Origin of the sequence: Roseateles sp. (assembly GCF_049240545.1) — a bacterium.
In the GTDB taxonomy this organism is placed as follows: domain Bacteria; phylum Pseudomonadota; class Gammaproteobacteria; order Burkholderiales; family Burkholderiaceae_C; genus Paucibacter_A.
The window spans coordinates 84,621-108,322 of record NZ_JBMLSK010000334.1 but is presented as its reverse complement, the minus strand read 5'-3'; the positions used below and the strand labels follow the sequence as shown (position 1 = coordinate 108,322).

General features: G+C 63.8%; 18 protein-coding genes. 10 read left to right on the top strand and 8 right to left on the bottom strand.

Annotation, left to right across the window (positions count from 1 at the left end; genetic code table 11):
* Positions 1-303 precede the first annotated feature (303 nt).
* Both egtB and egtD read left to right on the top strand, forming a co-directional pair.
* The gene (egtB, locus tag ACOVRJ_RS20930) at positions 304-1,509 is read left to right on the top strand and encodes an ergothioneine biosynthesis protein EgtB (protein WP_422045755.1); all 1,206 of its coding nucleotides are present in this window, start codon (positions 304-306) and stop codon (positions 1,507-1,509) included.
* A complete protein-coding gene (gene egtD / locus ACOVRJ_RS20925; protein WP_422045752.1) occupies positions 1,506-2,468 on the top strand; it encodes an L-histidine N(alpha)-methyltransferase in 963 nt (320 codons plus the stop codon). The genes egtB and egtD overlap by 4 nt, the downstream gene beginning before the upstream one ends.
* Before the next feature lie 9 nt (positions 2,469-2,477).
* Here egtD and ACOVRJ_RS20920 read toward each other — a convergent pair whose 3' ends face one another.
* Positions 2,478-2,909: a GNAT family N-acetyltransferase gene (locus tag ACOVRJ_RS20920; protein WP_422045751.1), complete on the bottom strand. Its 432-nt coding sequence runs from the start codon at positions 2,907-2,909 to the stop codon at positions 2,478-2,480.
* Between the two features lie 176 nt (positions 2,910-3,085).
* Here ACOVRJ_RS20920 and ACOVRJ_RS20915 point away from each other — a divergent pair, with 176 nt between their 5' ends.
* Together ACOVRJ_RS20915 and ACOVRJ_RS20910 are read left to right on the top strand one after the other, a co-directional pair.
* Complete coding sequence (locus ACOVRJ_RS20915) at positions 3,086-3,430, top strand: DMT family transporter (RefSeq protein ID WP_422045750.1); 345 nt, start codon at positions 3,086-3,088, stop codon at positions 3,428-3,430.
* A gap of 69 nt (positions 3,431-3,499) precedes the next feature.
* Complete coding sequence (locus ACOVRJ_RS20910) at positions 3,500-4,906, top strand: acyl-CoA thioester hydrolase/BAAT C-terminal domain-containing protein (protein WP_422045749.1); 1,407 nt, start codon at positions 3,500-3,502, stop codon at positions 4,904-4,906.
* A 742-nt stretch (positions 4,907-5,648) separates the two neighbouring features.
* On the opposite strand, the gene ACOVRJ_RS20905 is transcribed toward ACOVRJ_RS20910, so the two are convergent.
* Positions 5,649-6,443 (bottom strand): hypothetical protein, encoded by a 795-nt coding sequence (locus ACOVRJ_RS20905; RefSeq protein WP_422045748.1) that lies wholly within the window; start codon positions 6,441-6,443, stop codon positions 5,649-5,651.
* 421 nt (positions 6,444-6,864) lie between these two features.
* Here ACOVRJ_RS20905 and ACOVRJ_RS20900 point away from each other — a divergent pair, with 421 nt between their 5' ends.
* Positions 6,865-7,281, top strand: a complete 417-nt coding sequence (locus tag ACOVRJ_RS20900) for a bacteriohemerythrin (protein ID WP_422045747.1) — start codon at positions 6,865-6,867, stop codon at positions 7,279-7,281.
* Between the two features lie 4 nt (positions 7,282-7,285).
* Positions 7,286-9,466, top strand: a complete 2,181-nt coding sequence (locus ACOVRJ_RS20895) for a putative bifunctional diguanylate cyclase/phosphodiesterase (RefSeq protein ID WP_422045746.1) — start codon at positions 7,286-7,288, stop codon at positions 9,464-9,466.
* A gap of 35 nt (positions 9,467-9,501) precedes the next feature.
* Here ACOVRJ_RS20895 and ACOVRJ_RS20890 read toward each other — a convergent pair whose 3' ends face one another.
* On the bottom strand, positions 9,502-10,581 hold the full coding sequence (locus ACOVRJ_RS20890; RefSeq protein WP_422045745.1) for an AraC family transcriptional regulator ligand-binding domain-containing protein: 1,080 nt from the start codon (positions 10,579-10,581) through the stop codon (positions 9,502-9,504).
* Positions 10,578-11,510 (bottom strand): GGDEF domain-containing protein, encoded by a 933-nt coding sequence (locus tag ACOVRJ_RS20885; RefSeq protein ID WP_422045744.1) that lies wholly within the window; start codon positions 11,508-11,510, stop codon positions 10,578-10,580. The genes ACOVRJ_RS20890 and ACOVRJ_RS20885 overlap by 4 nt, the downstream gene beginning before the upstream one ends.
* Before the next feature lie 271 nt (positions 11,511-11,781).
* Here ACOVRJ_RS20885 and ACOVRJ_RS20880 point away from each other — a divergent pair, with 271 nt between their 5' ends.
* Together ACOVRJ_RS20880 and ACOVRJ_RS20875 are read left to right on the top strand one after the other, a co-directional pair.
* Positions 11,782-14,358 (top strand): TonB-dependent receptor, encoded by a 2,577-nt coding sequence (locus ACOVRJ_RS20880; protein WP_422045743.1) that lies wholly within the window; start codon positions 11,782-11,784, stop codon positions 14,356-14,358.
* Positions 14,358-15,986: a phytase gene (locus tag ACOVRJ_RS20875; RefSeq protein ID WP_422045742.1), complete on the top strand. Its 1,629-nt coding sequence runs from the start codon at positions 14,358-14,360 to the stop codon at positions 15,984-15,986. The genes ACOVRJ_RS20880 and ACOVRJ_RS20875 overlap by 1 nt, the downstream gene beginning before the upstream one ends.
* Before the next feature lie 57 nt (positions 15,987-16,043).
* Here ACOVRJ_RS20875 and ACOVRJ_RS20870 read toward each other — a convergent pair whose 3' ends face one another.
* Positions 16,044-18,491 carry a penicillin acylase family protein gene (locus tag ACOVRJ_RS20870; protein WP_422045741.1) on the bottom strand — a complete coding sequence of 816 codons (2,448 nt, stop codon included), beginning with the start codon at positions 18,489-18,491 and terminating at the stop codon, positions 16,044-16,046.
* Positions 18,488-20,221, bottom strand: a complete 1,734-nt coding sequence (locus tag ACOVRJ_RS20865) for an MFS transporter (RefSeq protein ID WP_422045740.1) — start codon at positions 20,219-20,221, stop codon at positions 18,488-18,490. Before ACOVRJ_RS20865 ends, ACOVRJ_RS20870 begins: the two co-directional genes overlap by 4 nt.
* 267 nt (positions 20,222-20,488) lie before the next feature.
* Between ACOVRJ_RS20865 and ACOVRJ_RS20860 the strand changes: the two genes are divergently transcribed.
* Entirely contained in the window at positions 20,489-20,902 is a 414-nt protein-coding gene (locus ACOVRJ_RS20860) for a VOC family protein (RefSeq protein ID WP_422045739.1), read from the top strand.
* Positions 20,903-20,972: 70 nt separating this feature from the next.
* Here the strand turns inward: ACOVRJ_RS20860 and ACOVRJ_RS20855 are convergent, their stop codons facing one another.
* Both ACOVRJ_RS20855 and aqpZ read right to left on the bottom strand, forming a co-directional pair.
* The gene (locus tag ACOVRJ_RS20855) at positions 20,973-21,605 is read right to left on the bottom strand and encodes a response regulator (protein WP_422045738.1); all 633 of its coding nucleotides are present in this window, start codon (positions 21,603-21,605) and stop codon (positions 20,973-20,975) included.
* A 153-nt stretch (positions 21,606-21,758) separates the two neighbouring features.
* Positions 21,759-22,457: an aquaporin Z gene (aqpZ, locus tag ACOVRJ_RS20850; protein ID WP_422045737.1), complete on the bottom strand. Its 699-nt coding sequence runs from the start codon at positions 22,455-22,457 to the stop codon at positions 21,759-21,761.
* 266 nt (positions 22,458-22,723) lie between these two features.
* Between aqpZ and ACOVRJ_RS20845 the strand changes: the two genes are divergently transcribed.
* A complete protein-coding gene (locus ACOVRJ_RS20845) occupies positions 22,724-23,617 on the top strand; it encodes a hypothetical protein (RefSeq protein ID WP_422045736.1) in 894 nt (297 codons plus the stop codon).
* The last annotated feature ends 85 nt before the right edge of the window (positions 23,618-23,702 follow it).

Sequence of the window (23,702 nt, the reverse complement as noted above, 5' to 3'; positions counted from 1 at the left end):
ACGATCTGAAAGTTCAGCTCGCTCATCAAGCGAATGTCTTCCAGCCAGGTTTGAACGGATTTCGCGGCCACGCGTTTCCCCAAAAGTCAGTGGAACCACAATGCTAGGCCAAAGTCCGGCGGCGCTGCTGCCACCGTCGTGTCAGCAAGCTGCGCAAGCCGGCAGGTCGGCCTGGCAAAGCTTCATGCAGTTTTCGCAAATCTAGGCTATGGTCGCTTGGCCTCGCTGACAGGAGACCGAAGCGTGAGACCCAACCCAGCCGAAGACTCCAGCGAAAGCCGATTCGCCCCCAGGAGGGCTTGTTTGCAGCGGCTGCAAGCCGTGCGCCAGCACACCACCGACTTGGCCGCAGCCCTTTCGGCCGAGGACCAAGCGCTGCAGTCCATGCCCGATGCCAGCCCCTGTAAATGGCACCAAGCCCATACCAGCTGGTTTTTCGAAACCTTGGTCTTGCAAGCTTGGGCGCCCGGCTATCAGGTCTTTGACCCGGCCTTTGCGCGATTGTTCAACTCCTATTACGAATCGCTGGGCGCCCGCCATCCGCGCCCACAGCGCGGCCTGCTGAGTCGGCCCTCGCTGGCCGAAGTGCAGGCCTACCGCGCGCACATCGACCAGGCGCTGCACGATTTCATCTTGCAAGTAGAAGACGACACCTGGCACCAAGCGCAAGCGCTGCTGGAGCTGGGGCTGCAGCACGAGCAACAGCATCAGGAGTTGATCCTGACCGACATCTTGCACGCCTTCAGCCTCAACCCCCTGGCGCCGGCTTACCGAAACGCGGCCAAAGCACCCCGCCCCGAACAAGCGCTGAACTGGCTGCACCACCCCGGCGGCCTTGGCCAAATCGGCGCCCCACCGGCGGGCTTCTCTTTCGACAACGAAGGCCCTCGCCACACGATACAACTGCAGGATTTCGAGATCGCCAACCGCTTGGTGACGTGCGGCGAGTACGCCAACTTCATCGGAGACGGCGGCTATGCCAAGCCCGGACTCTGGTTGTCCGACGGCTGGGCGCTGCTGCAAAGCCAAGGCTGGCGACACCCCCTGTACTGGCGCCCCCGCGAAGCCGCGCATGCCGGTGCGGACGAGTGGCAGGTGTTTGGTCTCGGTGGCCTGCAGCCACTGGACCGCCATGCGCCCGTCATGCACCTGAGTTTTTATGAAGCCGCCGCCTATGCGGAATGGGCCGGTGCCCGCTTGCCAACCGAGGCCGAATGGGAGCTGGCCGCTGCCAAGTTCGGCGCGCAGTTGTTGGAGCTGCAAGACCAGGCTTGGCAATGGACCTACTCGGGCTATCACCCCTATCCGGGCTACCGGCCCTGGCCCGGCGCCGTGGGTGAGTACAACGGCAAATTCATGGTGGGCCAGATGGTGCTGCGCGGTGGCAGCTTGGCCACACCGCCCGGCCATGCCCGGCTGAGCTACCGCAATTTCTTCCCACCGCAGACGCGCTGGCAGTTCAGCGGCCTGCGCCTCGCCCGCGACGTCAACACCGGAACACGGCCATGAGTGCAGCCCCCAGTCTGAAGCTGATTGAACGCCAAGGCTTTGCCGAGGACCTGCATCAGGCGCTCGGCCACAGGCCACGCAGCATTTCGCCCAAATATTTTTATGACGAGGCAGGCTCGGCCCTGTTTGAGCACATCTGCCAACTGCGCGAGTACTACCCGACGCGCACCGAGTTAGCGCTGCTGCAGCGGCATGCGGTCGACATCGCCGACCTGATGGGTCCGGGCGCGCAACTGTTGGAGTACGGCGCAGGTGCGTTGAACAAGGTGCGCTGCTTGCTCACGCACATGCGTCAGCCACACAGCTTTGTGCCCATCGACATCTCCGGCCCGCACCTCTTGCAGGCCTGCACCAAGCTGCAAGCCGAGTTCCCTGGCTTGACCATTGAAGCGCAGGTGGGCGACTTCACTGGCGCGCTGCCGCTGCCCGCGGCGCCAGCGCAGGGCGCGGGCCGGCGGATCGGCTTCTTCCCCGGCTCCAGCATCGGCAACTTCAGTCCCGAACAAGCCTTGGATTTCTTACGCTTGACCGCCTCGCAACTGCGCGGCGGCAGCTTGCTCATTGGCGTCGACCTGATCAAAGACCCGGCCCTGCTGCATGCGGCTTACAACGACAGCGAAGGCGTGACCGCGCGCTTCAACCTGAACATCCTGGACCGGGCACGGCGCGAACTCGGCGCCCGATTCATAGCCGACGGCTTCAGCCACAGCGCCTTCTACAACGCCCCCATGCAACGCATCGAGATGCATTTGTTGAGCCTGCGCAAACAGGTCGTCGAGCTGCAGGGCGTGGACTATGTCTTCGAAGCCGGTGAAACGCTGCACACCGAAAACTCCTACAAGTACAGCATCGCGGGTTTCCAAGCCTTGGCCGGCAAAGCCGGCTACCGACCGGGGCCGGTCTGGACCGATGCGCAACACTGGTTCAGCCTGCATTGGTTGCATGCGCCCATGGGCTGAGGCCCAGGCTCAAGAACGCAGATAGACCTCTGCATCCAGCCGCTCCATATAGCTCTGCGGCTTCGCCACCGGCGTAAAACCAAATTGCGCATAGAGCTGTGGCGCCGTGCTGGTCACCAGCACAAAGCGGCGCAAGTCTTGCAGCTCGGGGTGCGCCATCACGGCCCCCACCAAGCGCTTGCTATAGCCCCGGCCCTGGTGCTCGGGCAGTACGAAGACATCGCAGAGATAGGCAAAGGTGGCGCCGTCGGTAATGACGCGTGCAAAGCCGACCTGGGCGCCGCTCAGGTAAGCGCCAAAACACAGGGAGCCCTGCAGCGCCCGCTGCAGCTTGGCCAGCGAGATGCCCAAGGCCCAGGTCGACTGTTCGCTCAAGAAACGATGGATCAGGGGTATGTCCAGCCGAGCGGGGTCGGTGCTGATTTCAAGAACGGCGCTCATGGACAAACGGCTTGGGAGTTGAGGACGGAGCCATGCTACTTGAGCCCTTCAGCCACCAAGCGTCGCGCCGGCTCGCCATTCGTCGCAAAGCGCTGCCCGCCGCAAGCGCTGCCCGCGAAGATTCGCAGCACAGATCAAGCATCGATCTCAACCCAAGAAGCCTCAAGCCAAACACCATGTTCACATCAATTTCTCCATCCTCCCTCGCCTGGGGCCTGCTGCTCATCGCTGGCCTTTTGGAAATCGTTTGGGCCAGCGCCATGAAGGCCTCGGAAGGCTTCACCAAGCTGCCCTACACTGCCCTCACCTTTGCCGCCGCCTGGGGCAGCTTCTGGCTGCTGGGCCTGGCCTTGAAGACCTTGCCGGTTGGCACCGCCTATGCGGTGTGGACCGGCATCGGCGCCGTGGGCGTCGCCACGCTGGGCCTGCTCTTCTTCAACGAACCCGCCAGCCTGGCACGGATCGGCTGCATCGCGCTGATCGTGATCGGCATCCTGGGTTTGAAGGCCCTCAGCGCCTGAGCTCCGCATGCCTTGGCTTTGACTCTGATCCTCCAATCGCTCGAACACCTCTTTTTGAAAGGACTTTCCATGTCGACGACCGCTCCAACCGCCATCCTGCGCAGCCTCTGCCTGGCTTCGGCCCTGGCTCTGACTCTGCCCAGCCATGCCCAAAACATTCGCGTCTTGCCCAGCGCCGAAGTGCTGGCCGGCACGCCGCTGCGCATCAGCGTCGAACAGCTCAAGCCCGGCAGCGAGTTGCGCCTGCGCGCCAGCCGCAGCTTGCCCACCTTCATGGGGCCGATGGCTTTCGAGTCCGAAGCGCGCTTCAAGGCCGATGCGAACGGCCGAGTGGACCTGACGACGCAGGCGCCCATCGCGGGCAGCTACCAAGGCGTTGATGGCCGAGGCTTGTTCTGGGCGATGCAGCCGGTGCCGAAAAACCCTGCTTCGACAGAAGCCAAGCCCGCCGCCGTCAACAGCGAACAGGTGCAGCTGCAAGCCTTTGCCCTGGATGCCGCCGGCAAAGAGAGCTTGCTCAGCGAGCAGACCTTGATCTTGCGCCGCGTCGCCAACGATGTGGAGACTCGCGCTGCGGACGCCTTTCCCGGCGCGCAGTTTGCCGTGCAGAAAGGCGGCGGCAAGCGCGCGGCTCTGATCGTGCTCGGCGGGTCGGAGGGCGGCAGCTATGTCGCCAAGAGCATGGCGCCGGAGTTGGCCTCGCAAGGCTATGCGGTGCTGGGCCTGCCCTATTACTCGCCAGCCGGCTGGAGCCCCAAAGGCCCCACGCCCGCCGAGTTGCCGTCCCTGCCCGCTTCGTTCAAGAACATCGAGCTGGAGTTGCTAGAGAAAGCCCGTGACTGGTTGGCCCAGCAACCCGAGGTGGATGCACAGCGCATCGGCGTGTACGGCATCTCCAAGGGCGCCGAGTTCGCACTGAATGCTGCTGCGCGCATGCCTTGGATCAAGGCCGTGGTCGCGGTGGTGCCCACCGATGTGGTCTGGGAAGGCTGGGGCCCCGATGTCAAAGGCCTGGACAGCGCCTCGTCCTTCAGCTGGAAGGGTCAGGCCTTGCCTTGGGTGCCCTACAAAGGCTTTGCCGAAGAGTTCGCCAAGGCGGCGACGGGCCAGCCCATCATCATCCGTCGCCCGCAAGACGCAGGCCGCGCAGCCCACCCCGAGCGCGTGCCCGCCGCACGCATCCCGGTGGAAAACTACAAAGGCCCGGTGATGCTGGTCGGCGGCAGCGACGACCAGGTGTGGGACTCCGGCGGCATGGCCCGCAATATCGAAGCCAGCCGCGCCAAGCTCGGCCTGCCCACCCTCAGCCTGGTCTACGAAGGCGCCGGCCACGCCATCAGCGGCCACGGCTACAACCCCACCACACAAAGCAACAAGGGCCCGATGAAGATGGGCGGCACGCCCGCGGCCGACGCTCATGCGCAGGGTGATTCGCACCTCAAGCTGCTGGAGTTCTTGCGCGAGAGCTTGCGTTAAGACAGCGCCCGGCCGGCGCTAAAGAAAGTATCCAGCCGCTCTGAACGGGCGGCAGCAAAGTGCCCGGAACGATCATTACTCAGCTGTTCTTGCGCGCACTTGGGCTCGCCCCGCCGCCGGGCTCATGGTGCCCGGGCTGGCTCTGGCGAGCCAGCTTCCCTCGGTGCTCACTGCGCGGGTCAGCGACGGCAAACTCGCTTCGTTCGCCGAAGCTCACTGCGCTCAAACAAGTGCCGCCAAGTCAGATGTTGAAGTGCGCTGCGCGCGCTTGACCCGCTCCGCTGCGCTCTCGGCCGGGCACAAATCGCCCGGCGGCGGGCCGAACCCAAGCGAAGCGGGTGTTCGGAGCGGTTGTGAGGGTAGTGCGTTCGCGATGCAAGCGCGCGGTAGCCCGGGCCGTTGCTGGGCGATTTGTGAGGGGCTGAGCAGCGCAGCGACTTGGGGCGCGCGCGCAGCGCGCTTCCACCTCTAGCTTGGCTCCGCATGCTTGAACGGAACGAGCGCAGCGAGTGAAGTGAGTTCGGAGCCGGCCCCAAGTTGCGAGCAGCGCAAGGCAGTCGGCCCACCGGGGCCGGCCCCCGAGCCATGAGCCCAGCGACGGCCTGGGCTGCCGTGCCTCACGCATAAAACTAACTGTCCGCTCTGGGCACATCGCTGAAACCGAGAATTTGAGAGTCAAGCCTGCCTTGGTTCGAGACCACCAGCGCTCAAGGCCAATGAACCCATAGAACGCAGCCTGAGCTCAAGGCAAGGCCGGCAGCGCCTTCAAATACGCATGCAGCTTGGCAGCAATGGCTTCACGCTCCGCAAGCGGCAAACCTTCGGGCAGCGGCGGCATGCTGGTGCCGGGCTTGAAGGCCTGCGGGGTCAGCAGCCAGATGGACCAAGTTCGGTCGTCCAGCAGCTTGGCGCGAACGGCCAAATTCAGCGGCATCTTGTCGCCGCCAAAGCCGTTGATCTGATGGCAACTCAAGCAGTACTTCTGCGCCAGCTTGGCATGTTCGCCCCAGCGCTCGGAGGCGCCCTCCCCCAGGCCGGCCGGCAGCAGCGCGGCCGGGCTGTATTCGCGCAGGCTGATCTGCGTCACCTGATAGGGCCAGAAGGAAGCGCCCTCCACCAACAAGTCGGGCGCGCCGATGTTGTCCCACACCAGGTAGTAAGGGCCGAGCGGCACGTTCTTCTCGTTCTGGCCCTTGTTGTCCACGGTGAACGGTTGCGAGACATCGGCCAAGGCGAACACCAGCGATGCCTTGTAGCGGGCAAAGCGCTCGACTGGAATGCGCGAGACATAACCGTCCAAGGCCCTGAACTCGACTTCTTGCTGAGGCTTGCTTTGCCAATCCGACCCCAGCACCTTCCGCAGCACCTGCTCGGCCGGATAGCCGCGGTAGATGCGCCGCACCGGCGGCTCGCCTTTGACGCTCAGATGCGGCTCGACCACCTCCACCCGCTGCGGTGCGGTGCCCAATGATCGCTGCAGCGCCCCCGGCTCGGGCAGGGTTTGTGCCGCACAGGCACTGGCCATCATCCAAGCCATGGTTAAGAAATACCACGGCCTCATGCCATGTTGGAGCAATCCACTCTCGATTCGATGGGACACCATGCCAACCTCCGCAGCTCAGCAGCTCTGAGCGGCTTGATTGCAGCACAAGCAGGCCAGCGCCGATAGCGGACTTGCGCCAAGCGCCTCACCTCACCTCACCTCACCTCACCGCACCTCACCTCTGCTCTGCTCTGCTCAGGACAGCAAGCTGGGCACCAAACTGATCCATCGCTTGAGAGCGTGGCGGTAATCGCTGCGCTCGTAAAAGCCCAGCGACTGGGCCTCGCCCATGTTGCTGCCCCCTAGCATGAGCAACAGGTACAGCGCCACTCGGAAGAATTGTTAGCTGCGACTGTTGGCACGCGGGTAGGATCAGGCGCTGCGGCCTCTGATTTTTAGCCTAGGAGTCAAGTCCATGATCGACATCCACTGGGATTCTCGTTATGAGATCGGACACCCCCGCATCGATCATGAACACCAGGTGTTTGTCGATCTCATCCGCGCAGTCTCGCGCGAAGCTCTGCATCCCGTCGCACCGGAACGAGCAAGCCGGTTGCTGCAGGAGGTGAAAAAGTACGCCGAGTTTCACTTCGTCAGCGAAGAGAACATCATGATGGACGCGGATTACCCGGATACCGAAAGCCACCGAGAACAGCATGCTCAGCTGCTTTTTCAACTCGACGAGCGGCTGCACCGGGTGAGATTGGGTAGCCTGGATTTGCAAGCCGTGGCTGAATTCATGTTCCACTGGTTTGCGCTGCACACCACGCAGGAGGACAAAAAAATCGCGGACTTTCTGGCGACGCGTCCCGCGCCAAGCAGCCCTCGCTGACGCGATGTTGCCGCCGGAGTTTGCGCAGTCCGTCCTGGACGCGGTGTCCGCGCAGATCGCGGTCGTCGCCCACAGCGGTGAAATCATCGCCGTCAACGCTGCTTGGGCAGCCTCGGCACTGAAGAACGGTCCTCATCCGGCGTCGGGCAGCGGCATAGGCATCGGCAGCAACTACCTGGAGGTCTGTCGTGTGGCGCTGGCCCACGGCGCGACCGATGCGGCCCTTGCACTTGAAGGCATCCAGTCGGTTTTGAGCGGCAAGCTGACTTGTTTCGTTCACGAGTACCCCTGCCATTTCGGCATTGAGCAGCACTGGTTCTCGATGCGCGTGACGCCAATGCCGATGAATCAGGGGGTGGTGGTGGCGCATGAGGACATCACCGCTCGTTGCTTGGCGGAGGCGCGGCTTAAACGCTCACATGAGCAACTCGAGGCGAGGGTACGCGAAAGAACCCAGGCCCTGGAGATCAGCCATGAGCAACTGCGGGTGGCTGCCATGGCCTTCAACAACACCGTGGAGGCCGTGGTGATCAGCGACCGAGAGCACAAGATCGTTCGGGTCAACGGTGCATTCCTCCGCCTGACGGGCTATGGGCTCGAGGAGGTTTTGGGCAGGAGTGCTCGCCTCTACAGTTCGGATCGCCAAGGCGAAGACTTCTATCGATCGCGCCAATCCACCTTAGACGAAACCGGCAGTTGGCAAGGCGAGATTTGGAACATTCGCAAGAATGGGGAGATCTTTCCTGCTTGGGAAAGCCTCAGCGCCAGCCGCAACGCCAATGGCCAGATCACGCACTACGTCAGCGTGTTCTCCGACATCAGCACGGTCAAGCGCGCGGAAGAGCGGCTGGTCTTCCTCGCCCATCATGATCCGCTCACCGGCCTCGCCAATCGACTGCTCTTCAGTGCCCGGCTGGAACAGTCTCTGGAGCGCGCGCGACGCCACGGCTCCACCCTGGCGCTGATGTTCATCGATATGGACAACTTCAAGCTCGTCAATGACAGCTTGGGGCATGAAGTGGGAGATCACTACCTGAGGACGGTGGGGCAACGCCTGCAAAGCCATCTGCGTGCTGAGGACACCGTGGCTCGACTCGGCGGTGACGAGTTTGGTGTGATCACCGAAGGCTTCAGCGACAACGCCGATGTGATTGGGCTCGCGGACGAGCTGGTGAGCTTGCTGGCCCAGGAAATGCACATTGCAGGCCACGAGGTCGCCTCGTCAGCCAGCATAGGCATCAGCTTGTTCCCGGATGATGCGGACTCCACCGACACGCTGATGAAGGCCGCCGACGCGGCGATGTACCTCGCCAAAGCGGAGGGACGCAACACGGTGCGCTTTTTTCATGCCGATTTGAGAGCTCGTGCGCTCCAGCGCCTGGAGATGGAAAGCCGCCTGCGCCACGCGGTAGAGCGGCAAGAGTTGCTGCTGCATTACCAGCCGCTGGTGGACCTGGCGTCCGGCGAATGCATGGGCATGGAAGCCCTGCTGCGCTGGAACTCGCCTGATTACGGCTTGCTCTATCCCGACAGCTTCATCCCCATGGCCGAAGAATCCCGCCAGATCATCCCCATTGGGATCTGGGTGGCGGAACAGGCCTTGCGGGACTTGACTCATTGGCGCACGCTCGGGCTTGATCACCTGGAGTTGGCCATCAACGTCTCCTGGCGCCAATTCAACGACTCGCACTTTGTGGACCGTTTGAATGAGATGCTGGCCGCTCAGGGCGTGAGGGCCTCCCAACTCAAGCTCAACATCGAGGTGACGGAAAGCACCTTGCAGAGCAGCGTACAAGCGGTACGTGAACTGGAACGAGCGCGCCAAGCAGGCGTGCACGTGCTGATCGATGACTTCGGGACCGGCTACTCCTCGCTTGGCCAACTGATGCACATGCCGGTGGACGGCGTGAAGATCGATCGGCTCTTTCTCCGCGATGCCACGCAAGACCAGCGCAGCCGCGCCATCATTCATTCCGTCTTGACCTTGGCGCAGGGTTTGGGACTGAGCGTGGTGGCCGAGGGCATAGAAACTCCAGAGCAAGCAGCCCTCCTGAAAGATCAAGGTTGTCGTTACGGACAAGGTTTTCTGTTTGGTGCAGCCATGCCGGCATCCGAGGTGCCCTCTGCAGTCCTCGCACGTGCCAAGGCGGCCGGCATCGGACCCACAGCGCGATCATCCGTCTAGACTGGGAATTCGCGAGGTATCAGCAGGTAAAACTCTCAGGCCAGCAAGCTGGGCACCAGGCCGGTCCAGCGTTTGAAAGAACGCCGGAAATTGCTGCGGTCATGAAAACCCAGTTGCATCGCCACCACCTCGTTGCTGCGCCCTTGCAGCAACAGCAGGTAGAGCGCCACATGGGTGCGAACCTGATCCAGCTGCGCCTGATAGTGGGTGCCATGCTGGGCCAGATGGCGCTTTAGCGTGGCGCTGCTGACGCCGAAGCTGGCGGCTGCTTCTTCGAGACTGGGGGCTTGCCGGTAGCGCGGCAGCAGGTAGTCGTACAAGGCGGCCAGCAGTCCGCGTTGACGGGAGGCCGCTTCTGCCCCTTGCGCCAGGGCTTGCACGGCCATGCTGCCTGGCACGCCGCGCGGCCAGGGCTTGCGGGCCCAAGCCATGGGCAGGCGCATCGCATCCAACTGGCAGTCAAACTGCAAGTCCGCCCCCAGGTAGACGGCATGCTGGGAAAGATCGCGCGGCCGGGTTCGGTTGAAGCTGTAACGCCAGGGCAGACGCTCGCCGCCAAGCCATTGGCACAAGGCGGTCACCGCGCTCATCTGCATGTCGACGATAAAGCTGCGCTGCGCCGGCGCGAGCCCGCAAGCCTCGGTCCACAGCAGGATCAGTTCGTCGCCATGGTGCAGCAGGCGCGGGGTCAACAGGGGCGACAGGCGGGCGGCATGATCCACCAGCAATCGCAAGGCCTGTTGCAGGTCCAGCGCCTGCGACAGCGCGTGGCTGGGCAAGCCATAGTGACCCGGAAGGCTGAGCTGACCCAAGACGAAGGGGACATCCGCCGCCTGCAACTGGCGCTGCAGTTCGGCCAGCAAACCCAGCAATTGCTGAGGGCTCACGGGGGCCGCCGCAGTCACACCCACCGCCTGCTGCAAGACCGCCGGCTCCAGCCCTCGGCTGCGGGCGAACTCCAGCACCAAGACGGGCCAATGCTCCCAGGCCAAGCAACGCGTCCCCAGCTGATAGGGCTCCAGCGTGTTGTGCGCCGGTGCATTGGGGATGAGCGCCTGAATCGCCGTCTGCAAGACCTGATCGAGGCCCGCATCGGTGGGCGAGCATGCACTCATGCGCCGCCTCCCGACAGGCGCTGGGTCAGGTGTAGCAGTTGCTCCTCGGCCGGCTGGCGCTCATCCAGCAAGGCCCAGGCGCTGAGCGCAGGCAGTTGCAGGCGTTGGCCGCTGCGGCTGTGGTGGGCCAGGCTGCTCAGCGCCTGGCGCAGATGCGCGGCCTGCTGGCGCGCGCCTTCGGCATCGGCGTTCGGCATCAAGACGCAGAAGCGATCGGCCGCATAACGACACAGCAAGTCCTCGGGATGGAGGTTCAGCAGCAAGAGATGGCTGGCGGCCTGCAACAAGCGATCGGCCTCTGCCCAACCGAGCTCGCGAGCGACCCGATCAAACCCATCCAACCGCAGCATCACCAAAGCGCCCGATCGATGCATGCGTTGTTCCAAACAGATCTGCGCCTCCAGATAGCCGGCGTCCCCGAGCTGGGTGATGCCGTCCATGCTGCGATGCTCGCGGAACAGGCGCTCCCGTTTGAGCAGTTGCTCGGTCAGGGCTTTTTGCTCCTGCCGCCAGTGATGCAGGCCCAAGGTCAGCAACAGAGTCCCGCAGGGCACCAGCGTTGATTCCAACCAGTTGTCCCAGTAAACACTTTTGGGCAGCTGCCAGAACTCATCCAGGGTGTCGACCCACTCGCCCAAGAAGATGGCGGCCAAAGCCAGACACAAAAGGTCGGTCACCCGGCCGGCCGGCCGGCTCAGGCGCAGCTGAATCAACCAAACGAAGGCCATAACAGTCATGCCGCCCTCACCCGCGATATCGACCCAGCGCCAATGCGATGCCGGCTTCAACTCACCCCAGGTCGCAAAAGCCCAGGTCAGCACGGCCGCCAGCAAGGCCAGAAAATGACCAAAGTAGTTCATGCCCAGCACCGGCACCAAGGGGCTGGGTTGCCAAGCTTTGAAGACAGCGAAAACGGAAGAGGTTTGCATCGGTGTGAATGCTAGGGAGTGAATGTGACAGGCGTTGTCACAAAGCGCGGTTTGTGGCGCGATGGGGTTCGAAAAGCTCACGCAACAGCAGCGGCCTGCGCTCATTGGTCCCCTGTGCCTGCGGCAGCCGGCCTTGTCACGCAAGCGCCATATGGCCTGCCTAAGGTGCAACCCCATGGCCTGAGTCGGCAAACGCCGGACAGGCCGGCGCCGCGCAAACGGCGCTCATCGTGCCAACCCTCTCCTCTCCAATCCACCGAGCCCTCCTCCCATGACCTCGCACTTCAAAACGTCCAAGCCTTTACGTCTGAGCGCCCTCAGCCTGTGCCTGTTGAGCGCCTTTGCCGCACCTGTCTTGGCGCAAAGCAAGCCAGAGCCCGCCAACAAGGACGCCAGCAATAAAGCGGCCGCCCCCACCAAGACCCTGGACGCGGTGGTCGTGTCCGGCCAGGCGGCCAGCCTGCGCAGCGCCCTCGACAAGCAACAAGGCGCCCAAGGCGTGATCAATGTGGTGCACGCCGACGGCATCGGTCAACTGCCGGATACCAATGCTGCCGAAGCCCTGGCTCGCATCCCCGGGGTCTCGGTCGAGCGCGACCAAGGCGAGGGCCGCTTCATCCGTGTGCGTGGCTTGGGGCCCGACTTGAACGCCGTCAGCATCAACGGCACCCTGGTGCCTTCGGCCGAGGGCGACCGTCGCGCCGTGGGTCTGGATGTGGTGCCGGCCGGCCTGATCCGCTCGCTGGTGGTGACCAAAACCGCCACGCCCGATCAAGATGCCAACTCGCTGGGCGGCGCGATCGAGGTCAACACCCTGTCGGCGTTTGACCAGCCCGGGCGCTTCCTGACCGTGTCGGCAGGCGTCAATCATTCCCGCTTGACCGGCAAGTCGGGACCCACCGCCGCCTTGATCTACAGCGATCGCTTCTTCACCAACACCCTGGGCGTGGCCGTGGCGCTGAACTCGGATGAGCGCAGCTTCGGTTCCAACAACGTCGAGACCGGCGGCGAATGGGAGCTGGGCGGCGCGCAGCCCGGCCTGAGCGAGGTGGAACGCCGCAGCTACACCATCCGCCGCGAACGCCGCGGCGGCGCCCTGAATCTGGACCTGCGTCCCGATGCGAATCAAAGTTACTACCTGCGCAGCTTCAGCAGCCGCTTCACCGACACCGAAACCCGCCAGGCCCAGGTGCTGGCTTTCTCCTCGGCACTGACCGAAGGCAGCAAGGGCTCGGCCAAAGCCGCGCGCACACTGAAGGCGCGCGAAGAGGTGTCGCAGATCGACTCGATCAGCCTGGGCGGCGAGCGCCGCTTTGGCGACTGGAAGCTCTTGGCCGCGGTGGGCGCCGGGCGCGCCAGCGAAGACAAGCCCGACACCTTGTCGGGCGCCACCTACAAGAACTCCAGCGCCTTCAATGACGTCTCCTTCAGCAACAGCCAGCAACCGCTGATCAGCGGCCCAGCCGGCATGGCGAGTGCCTCGGGCTTCACGCTGGACAAGGTCAAGATGGAAAAGAGCTTGGCCACCGATCGCGAGCGCAACCTGAAGCTGGACCTGCTGCATGAGTTGAACGCCCAAGGCATGGACATCGAACTGAAGGCCGGCATCAAGTTGGCGCGTCGCCAGAAGGACAATGACACGCAGGTCTGGAGTTATGGATCCAAGGCGCTGGGCAAGACGCCCTACGCCTTCAGCAAGGACAAGCTGGCCATGTCCGCCGTGGTGGCCGAGGGTTCGCCGCGTTATCCCTGGGGCGATCTGGGCCCGAACCTGAGTGAAGCCGCCGTGCGCAACTTGATTGCCTCGCTCAAGCCCAGCGAGTTCCTGGCGGCCAGCGACTCCGCCGTCAACGACTTCAAGATCCGCGAGAACAGCGACGCGGCCTACCTGCAAGCAACCTTTGAGATGAAGTCCACCCAGGTCATCACCGGCCTGCGTCACGAGAAGCTCAGCCTGAAGGCCGAAGGCAGCGGCGACAAAGATGGTCAGCTGAGCAGCAAGTCCACCCGCTCGAGCAGCCATCACTGGCTGCCCGCCCTGCTGCTGCGCCATGATTTGATGTCGAGCACGCAGCTGCGCGGCGCCTACACCCAGTCGCTGGTGCGGCCCACATTCGGCCAGCTGTCCCCGGGCTTTGTGATCGAAGACGAGGACGCCGAGTTCGGCAACCCCGATCTCAAACCATGGCGTTCCAAGAACCTCGACTTCGGCATCGAGCACCGCATCGACCGCGATGGCGCCGTCTCCGCCTATGCCTTCCACAAGGACATCAAGGACTTCGTCTACCGCAGCAATTTGGCGGGCCAAGGCGCTTGGGTCGGCTTTGACTCGGCCCTGACCTATGCCAACGGTGACAAGGCCAAGGTCAGCGGCCTGGAACTGTCTTACAGCCAGGCGCTGCGCCGTCTGCCGGCACCGCTGAACGGTTTGATCGTCGGCGCCAATGCCACGCTGGTGTCCTCAGAGGCCACGATCGGCGGCTTCAGCGGCGGCAAATGGCAGCAACGCAAGCTCGCCCTGCCCAGCCAATCCGACCGCAGCTACAACTTCAGCCTGGGCTGGGAAGGCTACGGCTTCAGCGCCCGCGCGGCGGCCAATTACAAGTCGGCCTATCTGCTCGAGGTGGGCGATGTGCTGAATGCAAGCAAAGACATGTGGGTGGACGCCCAGACCCAGGTGGATTTCTCGCTGCGCTATGACATCAGCCCCAAGCTGCAACTCAGCTTTGAAGCCTTGAACCTGCGTGACACGCCCTACTACGTCTACGCTGGGCGCCAGGCCCTGAACTCGCAATACGAACAATATGGCCGCAGCTACAAGCTGGGTCTGAAGCTGGTGGTGTTCTGATGACTCGCTCCATTCACTCCTTGTGCCGCATCGCCGGCGCGGCGCTCAGCCTGGGCCTGCTGCTCGGCGCATCCGCCCAGGCCTCCGGCGCCAACACCGCGGCCCCGGCCACACAGGGCGCGCCTGCCAACAGCTTCAAGCTCGACAAGGCCGGCCTGCACCTGCTGGACCGCCAGGGTCGCGAGTTGGACCGCCTCAAGCTGCGCGCCAAGCGCTGGGATCAGCGCGGTGCCGGACCGGGCCAGCCCGAGTCGGTGGCGGTGTTGCTGGATGCCGACCGAGGCCGTCCGGTGCTGGTGCGCTCACAGGGTCAGGTCTTGCGCGCCCACGATCTGCCCGAGCCGGGCTTCCAGGTGGAGGCCTTGTGCCTGCATCGGGACCCCCAAGGCCTGCTGCATCTGTTCTTGCTCGGCGAGGAAGGCTTGAGCGAGCAATGGCTGATCACCGAGCGCGAGACGCGGGTCCTGCGCCGTCTTTCGACCGCCCTGGCGCCCGAATCCTGTCAGGTGGATGACGCCCGCCAGGTGCTGCAGGTCCAGGAGCCCGGCGTTGGCCACTGGGAGTACAGCACCGAGGTCGAGGATAAGCCGCAGCGCCGTTTGGTGAAGGTGAGCAAAGCCAGCACCGCCAAAGCGGCAGCGCCCAAACGCTACGACTGGCCGGTCTTGCCAGCCAGCGCCCAGACCGATCCGGTGGCACGCTTTGGCGATGCCGCCGACGATCCGGCCATTTGGGTCCACCCGCAAGACGGCAGCCTCAGCCGGGTGCTGGGCACCAATAAGAAGCAAGGCCTGCTGGTCTACGATCTGCAAGGGCGCGAGTTGCAACTGCTGGACGTTGGCCGCATCAACAATGTCGATGTGCGCCAAGGCATCCAAACCGGCGGCCGCAACCGCGATTTGGCGCTGGCGACACAAAGAGACGAAAACTCGCTGCTGCTTTTTGACATCGATGCGCAGGGCAAGGTCTCCGAGTTGGCCCGCCTGCCAACCGATCTGAAGGAGATTTACGGTGTCTGCCTGGGCCGCACCCCCGACGGGCAATTGGACGCCTTCCCGAACGACAAGGATGGTCGGGTTCAGCATTACCGGATCGAGCTCAACGCCCAAGGCCAATGGCAGGCCCGCCTGCTGCGCGCCTTCAAGCTGGCCAGCCAGCCCGAGGGATGCGTGGTGCATGAAGCGGAGCAGCGCTTGTTCGTTGGCGAAGAGAAGCACGGGATTTGGGCACTCGACGCGCGCGCCGACATTCCGGCCAAGCCTCAGATGGTGATGCCGGTGGGCAGCGCCTTGCAGGCCGATGTAGAGGGCTTGGCCATTTATCAAGGCCGGGACGGCAAGCCCAGCTATCTGGTGGCCTCTTCACAAGGCAATCACAGCTATCTGGTGCTGGACGCGCGCCCTCCCTTCGCCTTGCGCGGTGGCTTCCGCATCGGCATCAATGCCGGGCTAGGCATTGACGGCGCCTCGGAAACCGATGGTCTGGAAGTCAGCTCGGCAGACTTGGGCGGGCCCTACCGCCAAGGCCTGCTGGTCGTGCAAGACGGGCACAAACGCCTGCCCGATGGGCCGCAGAACTTCAAGTACCTGCCTTGGGCCGATGTGGCTCGGGCCTTGAAGCTGGACTGAGGAAGCCCGCCCCCAAGAGCCGGCCGCGATGAGCACGCGGTCGGCTCGCCGAGGGGCCTACCGGGCGGCGGCTGGCGTGAAACGCAGCTCGCTGCGGGTCTGCGCCATCACCTCCTCGGCCGCCAGGTATTGCCGGCGGTACTGCCCCGCGGCATGCATGCGCGCCTGATCGGCGTAGTGCGGGTCACCGTAAACACCGCTTTGCCCCACCGGGTTGATGCCCAGGCCCTTGGCCGGATCGGCCAGGTCGATGATGCGACGGGTGGACGGGCCGTAAATCACCGCCCAAGGCGCCGGACCGAGACGGGCCGCCATATTGTTGGGCGTCTCATGGCTGCCGGGCGCGGCAAAGGGGCCGACATTGAAAACCTTGTCGAGCGGCTTTTGCAGGCCCAGCGGATGCCCATGGGTCACCGTGTGTGCAACACCCCAGCGCCATTGCTTCGCATCCTTGCCCAAGCTGCTGCGCAGATGGTTCAGGGCCAGGCTCCAGGCCTCAGCCACCAGCTGGGCCTGGGTTTCTACAGCCGGCGTGCCGCGCTTGTCCCACCACGGTGAGGCGGGATCGGCCATCAGGCGTGGCACCGCATGGTCCAAGCTGCGGGTGCTGCGCAAATTGTCAAACGCCTTCTCGCCCAACTCATCCTGCAGGGCCAGCTTCAAAAGCTCGAACAGAAACTGCTGAAACAGCACCGGCGCACGGGCGTCGCTGCTGTAGGCGCCGTTCCAGGCCACCAGCTCGGCCAACAAGGCGCGGTCTTCATCGCTGAAGCGCTGGGCGTCGCTGAGGGCCGACTTCAGCAAGGGCAAGAGCGGCTTGAGCACCCGCTGGCTGTAGCCGTTACGCACATCCAGTTGCAGGGCGCGGGTGTTGGCGGGCGACCAGCGGATCGACGGATCACGCAACAAAGAGTCGATCCGCTCCGCCCGGTCCCACAGGTTGTAATAGCCCGGCACCGGCTCGGCCATGGCCGGCTGGTGATTGGCCGAAAGGATGTAGCCCCGCGCGGGATTTTCTTCCTGCGGGTTCTTCTCGAACGGCAACCAGCCGAGCTTGTCGGCCTCGCCGCTGGCGCCGTCCAAGATCAAGTTGGGATTCACGCCGGCCGGGCGAATCGGCAACTTGGCCGCAGCCCACCAGCCGATATCGCCGGCCGCATTGGCCCACACCACATTCAAGCCCGGCGCATGGATCTGCCGTGTGGCCGCGCGCGCGGCCGCCAAGGTATCGGCCCGGTTGAGAGCGTAGAACGCCTCCAACACCGGGTTCTCGGTTTCCAGGAATCCCCACCACAGGGCAATCGGCGTCTCGCCCACCGACCCCGCCAAGGCATCATTGATGATGGGGCCGTGGGGCGAGCGGCGCAGCTTCAAGACGATCGGCTCGCCGCCCTTGACTTCGATCGTTTCTTCCCGACTTTGCAGCGCCACCCATTGCCCGCCACTGGGGGTCTTTTGCCACACCTCATTGGCATTGGCCGGATTCAGCTTTTCGGCCACCAGATCAACATCGTCATTCTGAAACATGGTCAGGCTCCAGGCGAATTGCTGGTTATGCCCGATCAAGGCGAGCGGGTTGAGCGCCTGGAAATGGCCATACAGCTCGAAGCCCGGCGCCTTCAGATGCGCCTCGTACCAGACCGCCGGGGTGGCGAACTGAATGTGCGGGTCACCCGCCAGCAGGGGCTTGCCACTGACCGTGCGCGAACCCGAAACGGCCCAGGCATTGCTGCCCTCAAACAGCGGCTGGCCAGCCGCTTCCAGCGCGCTGTGGCTTAGCTCGGCCAGGCGGCCCAGGTCTTGCCAGTCGCCGGGGCGCAGGTTCTGGCGCAAGACGCCATCGGGCCGCCAGGCTTCGTCAAAAATCTTCAGATACGCAGGGCCAAGTTGGTCGCGGATCTTGGTCAACGCAGGCTCGGTGCGAAACCCGGCCGCGAAGCTATAGGCCAGATAGCCCCCGATGCTGACCGTGTCGGCCGGCGTAAACGGCCGCTTGGGGATGCCCAGGATCTGAAACTCCAGCGGCGCCGGGCGCGTCGCCTGGTACTGGTTGACACCGTCGATATAGGCCAGCAAAGCCCGCTTCGCCGGCGTGTCCACGGCCGCAAACTCGCGCGCCACATAGGCATCGGCATGCGCGCGGATGCCCAGGGTACGAAACAGCCGATCAATCTCCACCAGCTTGGGGCCGAGAATGGCCGCCAACTCGCCACGCGACAAGCGCCGCAACATCTCCATCTGGAACAAGCGGTCTTGGGCGTGGACATAGCCCAGCGCACGGTAGAGATCCGATTCGTTCTGCGCCTCGATATGGGGCACGCCCCATTCGTCATAACGTACCGACACCGCGGCTTGCAGGCCCTGCAGCGGCAAGTCACCCGAGCGCACGGGGCGCAGCGAGCGCAAATGCCAGGTCAAAACCGCTGCCAACACGCCGGCGCTGACCAGCAGGACCACGCCGCTGCGCAGCGCCCACTTCTTGACTTTCGATGGCTTGTTCATCATTCGGCAGTCTCCGACAAAGCAGCCCAGTTGCGACGGGCCAGCAGCAGCAAGACCACAGCGGCCGCCAGCGGCACCGCATAGATCAAACCTTGGGCCAAGGCCTGCAGAGCCGGCGTCGCCCAGCTACCCAAAGAACTCAAATACTTGCGCAGATAGAGCAGCAAGAGCAAGGGCGCCAGCCACAGGCAAACGCGGCGCAGCGAGGCCCCGGCTTGTGCGCCCAAGACCTCACGGCCAGCCAGCATGAAGAGCGCCGCCACCACAAAGACCAAGGTGAAGAAGGTGTTGAAGATGGCTTGGGCCGAGCCGGTTTCGGCGCGCCAGGTCCAAAACGGCAACCAGGCCAAACACAGCAAGCCCAGCACCAGGGCGCTGCGGCTGGCGCGGCCGGCGGCACGGGCATCGCCTATTTGTTCGGCCTCGCTGCCAGGCTTTTTCATCCAAGGCAACAGGGCCAGGCCGAGCAAACCGAACACCGCATCCACCGCCAGCGTGACCGGATAACCCCAAGCTTCAATGGCCAGGCCCTGCCAGGTGGCGGTGTAGGCAATCGCCACATTCATCAAGGCCATATAGGCCGTGAACTGGGTGGCGGCCACGCGGGGGTTGGTCACATCCATGAACAAGGCCGAGCGCACGCCGTACATCAGGCCCAGGAAGATATTGAAGCTGATGGTGGCCACCCAAAGCGCCGTCACCAAAGTCTGCGGCACCGCTGGCCCGCCGCTGCCGGGTTGGCGCGGCATCACATAGCCCGCTTTCAACAACTCCGCCATCAAATAGAGAACCGGCAAGCTCATCAAGGCGATAAAGATGGTCAGCACGCGGCGGCGCCCAAAGCGGTCCGACAAGATTCCGCCAATCACCATGGCCACCGCGCTGGACACGGTGGAAGCCAGTTGCAGCCAGGCCACTTGGTCGTCGTTCAGGCCCAGTTCCACCGAGAGATTGGACTGCAGAGCCAAACTCAAAGACATGGCGCCCGCCGGCAACAAGGCAAAGAAGACGCCGACAAAGGCACCACGCGTGCCCAGGAAGGAGCGGAACGCGGCCACGGCGAAGTCGCGCATGTCGGCGCCGGCCTGCCTCAAACCTGAACCGGCTTTCTTGGCCGTTTCGGCGCTGGCTTGAACCAAGGCCTCTTTCATCGGCAGCACCACCAAACCGGTCACCGCCAAGATGCACAAAGCCACAAAGATGAAGCTGGACTGGAAGCCCAGATACGGCATCAAGAACAAAACGCCGCTGCCGCCCACCGCCTGGCCAATGGCCGCGCCGGCAAACATCAGGCCATTGGCGAGGCCCCGCTCGTTCTCCTTCAAGACATTGCAGGCCAGGGAATCAATCGCCACGTCTTGAATGGCCGCAAAGCTGTTGTGCAGCAAGAGAATGGCGGTGAACAAGGCCAGTTGTTCAGGCAGCTTGAGGAAGACCAGCACCGCCAAGGTGGCGGCCATCATCAGCTGGGTGCCAATGATCCAGGCACGCCGATGGCCGAAGCGCTGCGAGCGGAACACATCCACCAGCGGGCCAAACGCCCACTTGAAAGCCCAGGGCAGATAAAAGGCCGCCACAAAAGCGCCAATCTCGGCCGGCCCCACGCCCATGCGGCGCAGTTGGGTGGCCACCGCCGTAGCGGCAAAACCGAGCGGTATGCCCTCGGTCATGTACAAAAAGAAAAAGGCCGACAAGCGGCCATTCTTTGTGCCCAGCAGATTGGGAAGATTCATCGGGTACCTAATGCGCCGGTGCTGCGCCATCTTTGCTCTTGGTTGCTGGAATTATCAGGGGCAGGGCCGGGGCAATGGACAGGCGGTTTACCCGGTCTGGGCGGCAGCAAAGCGGTGGCGCTGGGCCGTGGAGAGCTGGCGCGGGGCAGGCGCTGAAGCCCCGCCGCATGAGTCGTTTGATCGTTTGCGTCAAAAGCTGTATAAATATACAGTTAGTCGACTACCCAATTTTCAACTCAAAACGGACTTGCGTCCGTCAATCCCATCATGCTCGACCACATGACCTTCCGCGTGACGGACATCGCCCGCGCCAAAGCTTTCTACAGCGCAGCCCTCGCACCCTTGGGCTACAGCCTGACCTTCGAGGGCCACTATGGTTCCAACATCGTCGGATTTGCTTACCCTGACGCGGCCGAGCCCGAGGGCAAGAAGGCCGACGTCTGGTTCATCGACGGCCCCTCCCCCTACGGCGGGCCGCCCGCTACCACCGGCTGCCATCTGGCCTGGCGCGCCCAAAGCCGCGCCCAGGTCGATGCCTTCTACCAAGCCGCCCTGGCCGCCGGCGGCCGCGACAACGGCGCCCCGGGTCTGCGCCCCGACTACCACCCCAACTACTACGGCGCCTTCGTCATCGACCCCGAGGGCAACAATGTCGAGGCGGTCTGCCATTTGGCGGAGTGAGAGCTTGGCGGCGTTGCCGCCATCGATAACGCGCGGAGAGCCGCCGAAAGGCGTCCGTCGCCGTAATGGCTTACTGCCGCGCAGCCGGCCGCAAGCTGGAGAGAGTCTCCACGCGCTTGAGCAGTTCGCGGTCGTTCCAGGGCTTTTTGAAGATGCCATAGAGGCCTTGGACCTGGTGGACGCGGGCTTGCATCTCGTCATGGCCGGTGATGGCAATGATGGGCAGGTCCTCGGTGGCCAGGCTGCCCTGCACATCGGCAATCAGCTCAAAGCCGTCTTTATTGGGCATTTCCAGGTCGGTCACCATGACGGAGAAGTGCTGTTCTGCCAGACGCTCCAACGCCTCCAGCCCGTCCTTGGCCAGGGTGACACGGTAGCCCGCGGCTTCAAACAGCTTACCCAGCTTGGCACGGGCCACGGCCGAGTCGTCGACCAGCAGCACTGCCACAGGCGCTGGTGTCGGCGCGGGAGGCTCCGGAACGATCGGTGCCGCCGGTGCTAGCGGCGCTGAAGGTGCAGATGCTGGTGCCGGTGCGGGCTGCGGCGTCGTGGCCGGGGCTTGGGCGGCATCGCGGTGCAGCTTGCCGTCGTCACCCTCGTCCCCGCGACGGGTGCTGATCAGGAACACAACGATGGCCAGCGGTACCGCTATCAGGAGCGGCAGCAGGTAAGGGCCCAACAAGTCCGGCAGGTCAGAAAACATGGTGATCGGTCTCCAGCCCTGGGGTATCGCATGACCCGCAGGGGATCCAGCAATCTAACACCATGGCCCAAGGTCAAAAAACGAAAAAGCCGGCGCTAGGCCGGCTTGTCCCGAGGAGGCCGCAGCAGCGACCTCCTTGCCAGGCATCTGGACTCAGCGGTCGCTGCTGCCCACAAACTTGTAGGCCAGGGCGCCGATGATGGCGCCGATCACCGGCGCGACCCAGAACAGCCACAGCTGCTCCACCGCCCAGCCACCGACGTACATCGCCACAGCCGTGCTGCGGGCCGGATTGACCGAGGTGTTGGTGACAGGAATGCTGATGAGGTGAATCAGCGTCAGGCACAGGCCGATGGCGATGGGCGCAAAACCGGCCGGTGCGCGCTTGTCGGTCGCACCGAGGATGACGATCAAGAAGAAAGCCGTCAACACCACTTCAATGATCAGCGCCGACTGCATGGAGAACTTGCCCGGCGAATGCTCGCCGAAGCCGTTGGAGGCGAAGCCGCCGGCCAGATCAAAACCAGCCTTGCCGCTGGCGATCAGGTAGAGCACACCACCGGCGGCCAGGCCACCCAGCACTTGGGCCACGATATAGGGCAACAACTTGGACGCCGGGAAACGGCCGCCCACAAACAGACCCACCGACACTGCCGGGTTGAAGTGGCCGCCCGAAATATGGCCCACGGCATAGGCCATGGTCAACACGGTCAGGCCGAAGGCCAGGGACACACCGACGAACCCAATGCCCAGTTCAGGAAAGGCGGCAGCCAGCACGGCACTTCCACACCCCCCCAAAACCAACCAGAACGTCCCCAGAAACTCTGCGCCAAGTGCTTTCAATTTTTTCACCTCTCTGAATGTTGCTATCGACCCGGCCATCCTCTAACGCCGGATTGGGGCGCCATCATGCCGGAGAAATATGTCACGCCCAACACGGGCTACCCCCTAGTAAAGTAGCGTCCCGCAGTACCTAGAGGTGCAATTTTCGAGACCTGTAAACACGCATCCAGCGGCGGGCGACGATTCGGCACACTGCGCCGGCGCCTAAAGCGGGGATCACGAGTCCACGCTGGCGAGGTCCAAACCTGACGACTCATTCACAGGGAGAAACCGACATGGACAGACCCAGCAGCCAGCCCCATCCAAGGCCCACACCCGTCCGAGGCCGCAACCCAAGGCGCGCCGCCTCCGGCGCCCTGGCACTCACTTTGCTCTCCGGCCTGGCACTCAGCGCCTGCGGCGGCAGCAACTTCATCGACGAGTTTGTCGAAGACACAATTTGCGGCGTCACCAATTGCAAAGAGTCCGAGACCTTGAAGGTGGAAGACATCAGCCCCCGCTACAAGGTCACGCAAGACAATGGCGTGGTGAAGATTGACGCCCGACTGAGCCAGAGCGCCAATCTGATCACCGTGGTGCGCCCCAGCGGCTCCGACCGCATGTCGGCCAGCATCGGTGCGCTGCGCGTCGATCTCACCGACATCAGTGGCCGGCGCAGCGACTACAGCGCCAAGATTGCAGATGCCAGCGAGGAGCCGGTGGTCACCATCAACTTCCACCGCGGCGCGGAGGTCTACCCCAGCACCGTCACGATGCCCAAGCCCTTCAGCGTGCAGTCACCCACCGGTACGCCGCTGATTGCCCGCTCGACCGGGCAGTTCAAGGTGCAGATGACCCAACTGCCCAGCTCGAAAATGTCGCTGCTGGTCGCGGCGCAATGCAGGCGCGCCGACGGCAGCAGCTTCGAGAGCAAAGGCGAGCCAATGGGGGTGGCGCTGGATGGAGCCGCCTATCGCATCAGCACGCTGGATCTGGACTTGGCACTCAACCGAGCCAGCAAAGGCGTCGATCCGGCAACCCCCAACACTTCGCTGGTGCAAAGCTGCGACCTGAACTTCCAGTGGACCCTGAACAACGTGGGCAGCATGGCGCCAGGCCTGAATCGCTACGGCAGCATCGTGGCGAGCCGCAGCGCCGCGCACAAAGCCAGCTACGACGCCCGGCTCTGACCTCGGCTCTGAGTGCGGTTCACCGCCGCCGCTCAGAGCCCCGCGCCTGCGCCACCTGCAAGGCCGAATGCGGCAGCGGCGACTC